Annotated in this window: 4 protein-coding genes; all 4 read left to right on the forward strand. The window is 59.1% G+C overall.

The window, feature by feature from the left end:
- The coding region (locus MAMT_RS11085) for an ATP-binding protein (RefSeq protein ID WP_142661088.1) at positions 1-737 on the forward strand (737 nt) is incomplete at its 5' end.
- Complete coding sequence (locus MAMT_RS11090) at positions 734-2,506, forward strand: hypothetical protein (protein ID WP_142661089.1); 1,773 nt, start codon at positions 734-736, stop codon at positions 2,504-2,506. The genes MAMT_RS11085 and MAMT_RS11090, both read left to right, overlap by 4 nt.
- Entirely contained in the window at positions 2,503-2,778 is a 276-nt protein-coding gene (locus MAMT_RS11515) for a hypothetical protein (protein WP_178087095.1), read from the forward strand. Before MAMT_RS11090 ends, MAMT_RS11515 begins: the two co-directional genes overlap by 4 nt.
- 388 nt (positions 2,779-3,166) lie before the next feature.
- Positions 3,167-4,411 carry a hypothetical protein gene (locus MAMT_RS11100; RefSeq protein ID WP_178087096.1) on the forward strand — a complete coding sequence of 415 codons (1,245 nt, stop codon included), beginning with the start codon at positions 3,167-3,169 and terminating at the stop codon, positions 4,409-4,411.
- Positions 4,412-4,552: the final 141 nt, after the last annotated feature.

Below are 4,552 nucleotides of genomic sequence, written 5' to 3' on the forward strand. Positions count from 1 at the left end.
CCCCGGCGGCCCTCCGTAAGGAGGGGCCCAGCTTCGACCTGCCCATCGCCCTGGCTGTCCTCGGCGCCACCGATCAAATGGAGAGTCCTCACACCGAGGACTTCTGGGCGCTTGGAGAGCTCGCACTTTCCGGTGAGCTTCGGCCCGTCCGAGGGGTCTTACCGGCAGTGATCGAAGCCAAGCGGCAGCGGGCGAAGCATCTGCTGCTTCCCGCAGCCAACGCCGCTGAAGCGGCCGTAATCAGCGGGATCCGGATTCACCCGGCCCGTTCTCTCGCGGAAGCCGCCGCCTTTCTACGGGATCCGGAAGCTTCCCCCCAACCGGAGAGCTCGAACGAGCCCTCGGCCCTCAAGCAGCCTCCCGAACTCGATTTTGCCGATGTCAAAGGCCAGCTCGCTGCCAAGCGGGCCCTAGAGATCGCCGCTGCTGGCGGGCACAACGTCCTGCTCATCGGCCCGCCCGGGAGCGGAAAGTCGATGCTCGCTCAGCGAATTCCGACCATCTTCCCATCCATGACCTTGGATGAATCGATCGAGGCGACTCGCATCCATAGCGTCGCCGGCCTGCTTCCCAGCGGCGTGGGTCTGCTCCGCCAACGACCTTTCCGGGCGCCTCATCACTCCACATCGGACGCCGGCCTAGTCGGCGGGGGGTGTCATTTTTGGAAATGGCTGCAACATTCAAGAAATGAATGCAACGCATCAGTCGATTTTGCGTCTGAGGATGGCGTCGCATGAAGCCGTCCCTACGGAAGACGCGGACGTTTTCGCTTCCCGACGGAACGTCGATCGACTCCACTTCCCAAATTTCCGTCGTCCGGTGGTACGGCCCTGTAGCCAAGAACGTGCGGGCTGTTTCGGTGCCGCATGTTGCGATCTTTCTTCGGCATCTTGGTGAGGACGGCAAACCAGGGGCGATCATTCGTCGGCAAGCTGCGCTCACCCATCTGGGCCAACTCCGAATCGGGTCCGTGTGGCGCGACGGCGTCAGCAACGAATCGATCGACTTTCCCGAAGAGACGTTCGATGTCTCGTTTTCTCCCGGCGGTTACCGCATTGTCTCCCCTTACGAAGCTGCGCATGGAGAAGGACGCCGGATCCTGATACCACCGGACGATTACCAGTTGCCGGATTCGCGCGATCAGAACTTCCTGCTCGACTTCGTCCTTCGGGACGGAAAGAACCTTCTGATTCCGTGTATGGAGTTCTTTGTCCGTTGTTATGGCCGCTCCATGGAAGTGCAGCGAGTCCTGGCGACGTATCCTTGGAGCGAGGCGCAGCCGCGCCTCTACAAGCGTCTTGACTGGCCGCCGGAACCCGGCAAGTGGCCGATCCGGCTCGCGCCGAGAATGCACAACGATGACGCGGTCTTCCTGGCACACGTCTGTTACGATTCTCGCGCGACCAGAGCAGCAAAGAGCATCTACTCGCAAATAGAGATCGGGCAAAACGCGTCGGGACACTGGATCTTTCTCAAGATCGAGCCTTGGTTCAGCGGGAAGGCAAAAATTGCCGTCGCGGGACGCCCAATCAACGGCGGTAAAACTTTTTTGGGATTGCGGATCCTCGGATGCAGCCAACCGCCCGGTCCCGTCATCCTCCGCGACCGGGAAGACCGCGTAATACCGGATCCGTCGTTGGACATCCAGGGCGGAGCCGAGGAACGGAGGGGTCCCATCCGGCCGTTGCAGCCGCCCGACGCCCTTGAGTTGACCGACGACTACGAGCCGGATCGGGATTCCTCGCTTGTGGAGATCGAAGAAGAGGACTTCCGGATTCTGGGCGAGCCGAGACGCGTCGTCGACGTCGCGCACAAACGCGCAACTTCGACTCTGCGGATCAGAACCGGCCCGGCGGGCAAGGCTTCCCTCCTCTCCACGGGAGAGCCCTACGGTTCCGGGAAAGGAGTGGCCCAGGCCTCCCTACACTCCCCGGCGGTCACGGAGTCGCATGGCGTCCTGCTGGACATGTGGAACGCGGCGTGTCGCTTGCGTGAGACTCATCCCGCTTTCGTTTCCTCCGTGGAATGGTTCACGTTCGAGGACGGTTTCAAGGGCAATGCCGAGCCCAGGCTCATCACGCTGGAGCCTTTCGACAAGGAGAACAGGGTGATCGACTCGGAGGTGAGGAGTTGGGTCTTCCACGATACGAAATTGCGGATTCCCCGCGGGGTACTGGTCATGCGGATCGTGATTTCTAGAACGTCCATCTACATTGTGGAAATCCAACGGCGCACACTCTGGAGAAAAGACGAAACCGGAATGTCCATAGCAACGGAAGAGCCGCTCAAGGGACTTGTCTTCGTATTGGACGATGACCGGTTTTTGGAACCGTGGCTGCGGATGGTGCTGGATCGAGTGCGCCACGTCAAGGGCGTGATGGAGCGACTGACAAACGACTGCCCGGGCGCGGCGCACGCGTTCAAGCACTCGAAGGCGGCCTCGGAAATGATTGTCTGCGAGGCGGCGGTCAGGAACGCGCTGAAAAAGGTGGGGTTCGAGTTGTGACTTTTTTGCGATGCTTCGGTGAATCGGTCGGTTTTTTGCTGGTGGACGGCCTTGCATTGGATCAATGGCTCGCCTTGCGCAAGGTGCTCGGAGATCTGGATTCGCAGCTGCGTTTCTGTGAGGACCTCGTCTTCGCCTGGACACTCACCATCATCTTGGTTTTCCGGCAGGCCGCCTTTGCGGGCAAGCCACTGATTTATTTCCTGGCGAATGTTCATACCACAGACAAGGGGCCGGGCCTTTGGAGCAGTTCTGGGTCGATCAGGGGGTGACACAACACGAGAGGGCCTACGCCAATGGCATAGGCGATGGGGACACGGCTGAGGTCTCCGATCTGCTGAGCCAGCCCAAACTACGTGTCGTGTCATCGACAAGGTCGACCGGATCATGCACGGCATGGAGTTGGCTGCGGCGGGGATGCACAGCCAGGTTCGGCAATGGCCTAGGCAGGGATTCATGCGAAACGTTCTCGATCTATTCCATGACCGCGGTTTTCTATCTTGTATGGGGATTCCACGAGCCTGTTCCCGGCCTATGCACCATTTCCGCGGCACATCTGATCGCGGTCTCCGGGCGGCTCGATTTGCTGCGACACGACCTTGACCAGGACTTGATTATGCTTCGCACGGAAAGCCTGCCAGCGGCGAAGGAAGACGGATCATGACGCTCGTGCAGTCCACATCTCAGGAGCGCCGAGCGGTTCAAGAGGACGCCACGTTCTCTCACTTTCACGGCTTCCCGGAGACGACCCTGCTCGAATCGGGCAAACTTCCAATTGCCGAAATCGCTAAACTTGCCATGCGGGAAGGTCAATATACGAATCCGCTCTATCGGGTTCACCGCTGGTTCGCCCGACGCCTCGGTTCTCAGTTCCGGTCAATCTTGACTGGTCTTTCGCTCAGTGCTGCTGAAACGAGCCGTTTTTGGGACACCCTCCTGGGTGATGTGCCGCTGGACGGCGCGGTCGTCCTGGATCCGTTCGTCGGTGGGGGAACCAGCCTAGTAGAAGCCATGCGCTGTGGTGCCTACGTGATCGGATACGACATCGACCCGGTAGCCACGTTCATCACGAGATTTGAACTGCAAGCAGCTGCCTGCAATCCCGAGAGCGGCGAGATTGCCGAGCTCCGCGGCTCCATCGCTACCCAGATCGCACCTTTCCACAGGACCAAAGTCAAAGGCCGGGAGCACGAGGTCTTGCATCACTTCTGGGTGGAGCGTCGGACATGTCGTTCCTGCGGGACCACTTTCGAGATCCATCCGCATTTCCAGTTGGCGTCCAGCAAGGAGAAGAGGCTCCAGTGGGCTTTCTGTAAGGCATGCCACGAAGTCTACGAGCTTCCCATAGAGCGAAAGGAAATTCACTGTAGATGCGGCACCCGGACCCGCATCAGACAGGGTACCCTCAATCGTGGAAAGGTTGGCTGTCCCACGTGTGGCAACATAACGGGCCTCGCTGATCGTGGAGATAGCTCGACGCCCCCAAAGTGGCGCTTGTTTGCTCACGAATACATCGAGCAAAACCCAAGCGGCGTAACGCGGCATTTCAAGAAGGCGACGAAGGAGGACTGCATTTGCTATGGAAAGGCCTCGCGTCTTCTCAAGGAGATTGAGGACTCCGAGGGCTTGTTTGCACCGATGCGCGAGATCCCGACAGATAGCCGCTCAGACCAGCGACCGATCATCCACGGCTTCAGAAGATATCGAGACCTGTTCAACGACCGCCAGCTGCTACATCTGACCCTGCTCGGCAAGGCTATCGCAGCTGTGGCTGAGCCCCGCGTCCGGCGCCTTCTTGCTATGGCCTTCAGCGAGCATCTCACCACGAACTGCATGTACACGGCCTATGCTTTCGGCTATCCGATCTTCCGCAGGTTTTTGACCATTTTGTTGATACATCAATGAATTTTACGCATTTGTGTAGGACCGATTATATCGACTATTTGCTTGCCAGGTAAGCTATCTATCGGGCAATATGTAGGTATGCATTTGCAGGAGGTCCGCACGCGGCGCAACGGGAAGGTCTATTCCTCCTACGTGATCCGG

Origin of the sequence: Methylacidimicrobium tartarophylax, from assembly GCF_902143375.2 — a bacterium.
Taxonomy (GTDB): domain Bacteria; phylum Verrucomicrobiota; class Verrucomicrobiia; order Methylacidiphilales; family Methylacidiphilaceae; genus Methylacidimicrobium; species Methylacidimicrobium tartarophylax.

What these genes read in the sequence shown, in the direction of transcription:
- MAMT_RS11090 (WP_142661089.1), top strand. Translation starts at nt 734, where the DNA reads ATGAAGCCGTCCCTACGGAAGACGCGGACGTTTTCGCTTCCCGACGGA.
- MAMT_RS11100 (WP_178087096.1), top strand. Translation starts at nt 3,167, where the DNA reads ATGACGCTCGTGCAGTCCACATCTCAGGAGCGCCGAGCGGTTCAAGAG.